The sequence below is a fragment of the Protofrankia sp. CiT1 genome, from assembly GCF_917627335.1.
Classification (GTDB): Bacteria; Actinomycetota; Actinomycetes; order Frankiales; family Frankiaceae; genus Protofrankia.
Genome location: NZ_CAKJTP010000123.1, coordinates 2,141 through 6,041, shown reverse-complemented (window position 1 = coordinate 6,041; position 3,901 = coordinate 2,141). Strand labels below are relative to the sequence as shown.

Sequence of the window (3,901 nt, the reverse complement as noted above, 5' to 3'; positions counted from 1 at the left end):
ACACACCAACGGACACACCGGCGCAACCGCGGCGGAGAACCCCTACCAGCTACAGATCGACCTTCAGGAGGTGATGCAGAGCCTGGTCGGGATCATCCGGACCGAAACCGAGCTCGCCCAGGCACTGGCAGAGATCGAGGCGTTGCGGGCCCGTGCCCGCCGGGTCGCGGTCACCGGTCACCGCCAGTACAATCCCGGCTGGCATCTTGCCATCGATCTGCGATCGCTGCTCACCGTCGCCGAGTGCATCGCCACCTGCGCGATGGCCCGCAAGGAGAGCCGTGGCGGGCACACCCGCGACGACTTCCCCCGGCCCGATCCGGCGTTCGCGACCGTCAACCACGTCCTGCGGCTGCGTGCCGACAGGCTTGAACTCACCGCCGAGCCGCTGCCGCCGCTGCCGGCGGAGCTGGCTCACCTGTTCGACCAGCCCGCGGCGGCCGGGAAGGAGGCGTGATGACCGGGTACGACCTGAGACTCCAGGTGTGGCGAGGCGATGCGAGCGGCGGTGATCTGCACGACTACACGGTCGCCGTCGAGGAGGGCATGGTCGTCCTCGACGCGCTGCACCGGCTCCAGCGGACCCAGCTCCCGGATCTGGCCGTCCGGTGGAACTGCAAGGCCGGCAAGTGCGGGTCGTGCGGCGCCGAGGTGAACGGCCGTCCCCGGCTGATGTGCATGACCCGGCTGAACCTGTTCGCCCCGGCGGACACCATCACCGTGACGCCGCTGCGGACCTTCCCGGTGATCCGGGACCTTGTCACCGACGTCTCGTACAACTACGAGAAGGCCGCGCAGGTGCCGGCATTCGCGCCCGGCCCGCCCGCCGGCGCCGACGGGCACCACCGGATGCGGCCGGAGGACGCCGGCCGCGTCCAGGAGTTCCGCCGGTGCATCGAGTGCTTCCTGTGCCAGACAGTCTGCCACGTCATCCGTGACCATGAAGAGAACAAGCCGGTCTTCGCCGGCCCGCGGCTGATGGTCCGGTACGCCGAGCTGGAGATGCATCCACTCGACACCGAGGACCGGCGGGAGCTGCTGCGCAAGGAGGCCGGTATCGGCTACTGCAACATCACGAAATGCTGTACGGAGGTGTGCCCGGAGAACATCGCGATCACCGACAACGCCATCATCGCGCTCAAGGAACGGGTCGTCGACGCTTCTTACGACCCGCTGGTGTGGCTCGGCACCCGCATCTTCCGGCGCAGGCGCTAAGAGCGTGTGTGAGATCGTCATTCCGGCTCGCCGCGTCCAGGCGTCCCCTGGCCGCGTTGTCGTCGGTCGCCACCCACCACCTCCGGTGCCTGCCTCCGCCGCCTCGCGACGCACGCACCCCAGCCCCGTTCCCTGATCCACACCCCTACTGCCGGGCGCTCTAAGGCGTGTTTCACAAGCCATCTGTCCGGCTCCCTGATCGAAGGACGGCTGCTGAAACACGCCGTAGACCCACGGGGCCGATCCCGCTCGCCTGCCCGTGTGGGACAGCGCTCACCGGGATGTCTGGACGGCGCGGTCCAGCCCCCAGCGGATCTCCACGCAGACCTTGCCCTCCTCACTCTCCTCGACGACGTCGATCCACTGGTGTGTCATGGGTGTGCCCGCGGGAAGGCCCGGGGCCGGATCGCCGAGGGCGGGTGCGGGTGCGGGTGCGGGAAATGCCAGGAACAGAAAGCCGTCCCGCGCGCCGGCGGTGAGGGTGATGAGGACCCGGCCATCGCCGATCCGGGCGAGGATCGCGGTGGCGGTACCCGCGATCTCCCGCCCCACCGCCGCGGGAATGGCCTCCACCTCTCCCGCGATCTGAAGCTCCACCCTGGCGCCTCGCAGCTCTGCCGAACGCGCGGCACTCTCAAGAACGGTGACCAGCGCCGACGGTGACAGCTGACGGGTCAGTGTGCGCCGCAGCGCCGCCGCGCATCGCGCGCAGCGCTCACGGACCACGTCATCCTGGGGGTCCAGCCTGCCCGCACCGAGATCGGCGAGAAGGGGCAACGGACCGTCGGCCAGGTGAAGCAGGCGCAGCCGCCGGTCATGACGCACAGCGACCGCAGCTGCCCGATCCGCAATCAGTTCCGCCTCCGCGCGCGCGGTCCGTGCCGTCACCCCGGCCATGGCGTGGCGGGCCCGCCAGAACATCGACAAGGCCGTCTGGAGCGCGACCTGTGCGTAAAGGAACTCGCCGAACCTCATCAGCACGGTGACGTCACCCGCCGACCGCCAACTGATCACAGCCGTCGCTGTCCCGGCCATCAGCGTCACCGGCGCCAGCCACTGGCCGGCTGGTCGGCCGAACACGAAAAGGACCGTCGCCCCGACGTCCGCGAACATCACCGGCCGGAGTCCCACCAGATCTCCGTCCCGCACCGACAGGCCGAGGACGATCTGGGTACCGATCACGACCACGACCAGCCGCGCGACCACGACCGGGCGGAGCCGGCCACCGAGCGCCAGCACGACGTAGCGGGCCAGCAGCGCCAGGGAAATTCCCCAAGCCCCCAGGACGAGCAGCGGATGGCGGTATGCGGCGAGGCGTCCGAGCAGCAGCAGGCCACAACCGATCTGCCACAGACATGCTCCCATGCCCACCGCCCGCGTCGCGTTCCAGGCGTAGGAGCACTCCAGCGCGACCGCGTCGGCCGCCAGGGCCGGCTCCGGCGCCAGGCGCGGGGACCAGTGCAGCGTGACCGTCGTGCCACGGCCGGATATGGAGCGAACGTCAGCCGAACCGCCCACGTCGGCCATCCGCCCGATGATCGAATATCGGATGCCCAACCGCTCGGAATCATGGTCCAGCGGCTCGAAACCCACTCCTTCATCACGAACGGTTATCACTACGTCCCCCGTATTCGCCTGGATGTCCACCCAGGCCCGGGATGTGTTCGCGTGGCGGCGGACGTTGGACAGCGCCTCCCGGACCGTGGCCGCCAACGCGGCACGGACATCCCCGGGGACATCCAGCTGACCGGTTGTCGAGATCTCGACGTCCAGCCCAGCGCGGCGCGCCTCCTCGACAACCTGGTCCAGCCGCGCGGCGGGGCTGGCGGCCTCGTCGCCCCCGTCATAACCAGTGCCCAGGAGATCCACGCAAACGGTCGCGGCATGGCGGCAACGTGTCCTGACCATCTGCGCCGAGGAGGCGGACACGCCCCAGGCGAGCCCGGTGAGGGTGTTCAACACGATGTCGTGCAGGATGCGTTCGGACTCCCTGAGTTTTCGCTGCCGCGCCGTCGCCAGCGCATGTACGCTCTGCCGGGCCGCGGCGCGCGCGAAACTCCGGTCGGCCATGATCGCGCCGTGCCGCGCCACGCTTGACACCACCGTGAACAGCAGCGACAGGAAGGCCATCGCGGCAACCATCACGGCGGCCGTGCTGGCTTGCATCCCCGATGCCAGGCATGACGTCATGAGCAGACCGGCGAGAGTGGCCGTGGCCGGCAGCCAGATCACGGCCGGGGCACACCAGGCGACCACGACCGATGCCCCGACCAGGCGCGGCAGCACCCAGCTCAGCCCTTCCCGCAGCACATCGGGGGGCAGCGCCCACGGCACGGTCGCCGCGAGCAGCATTGCCACCGCCAGTTCGCCGGCGGCAATCCCCCGACGCAGCCCGGCCCGCAGGCAGCTGGCGGCGAACACGATCCCCCAGCCGGCGACCACCGCCGGCACTATCAGATGAGCCGGCGTGCAGTACCACCTGTGCCCGACGACGACAGCGACCAGTTCGAAGAGGATCCCGAAGATTCGCAGAACCGCGAAAACACGCGCGGCGGCCGCCTCGAGCGCGTTGAGCGCCAGATCATTCACAGTCCGGTAATTTCACCATCTGGAGGCTGACCATGTATAGGACCCACGCCTCCGCCCGCGCCGCGCGGGACCCTGCCAGATCCGGCTCGCCACGCCT

General features: G+C 69.6%; 2 protein-coding genes and 1 pseudogene. 2 read left to right on the top strand and 1 reads right to left on the bottom strand.

Features of this window, described 5'->3' with window-relative positions; all coding sequences use genetic code 11:
- A pseudogene (locus MJ785_RS16675) lies at positions 1-457 on the top strand (fumarate reductase/succinate dehydrogenase flavoprotein subunit); the annotation flags it as partial.
- Positions 457-1,215, top strand: a complete 759-nt coding sequence (locus MJ785_RS16670) for a succinate dehydrogenase/fumarate reductase iron-sulfur subunit (RefSeq protein ID WP_239311894.1) — start codon at positions 457-459, stop codon at positions 1,213-1,215. The pseudogene MJ785_RS16675 and the gene MJ785_RS16670, both read left to right, overlap by 1 nt.
- Before the next feature lie 273 nt (positions 1,216-1,488).
- On the opposite strand, the gene MJ785_RS16665 is transcribed toward MJ785_RS16670, so the two are convergent.
- Positions 1,489-3,804 carry an ATP-binding protein gene (locus MJ785_RS16665; RefSeq protein ID WP_239381675.1) on the bottom strand — a complete coding sequence of 772 codons (2,316 nt, stop codon included), beginning with the start codon at positions 3,802-3,804 and terminating at the stop codon, positions 1,489-1,491.
- Positions 3,805-3,901: the final 97 nt, after the last annotated feature.

Bases quoted from the DNA above. Each gene is read 5' to 3' on its own strand.
- MJ785_RS16670 (WP_239311894.1), top strand. From the start codon at position 457: ATGACCGGGTACGACCTGAGACTCCAGGTGTGGCGAGGCGATGCGAGC.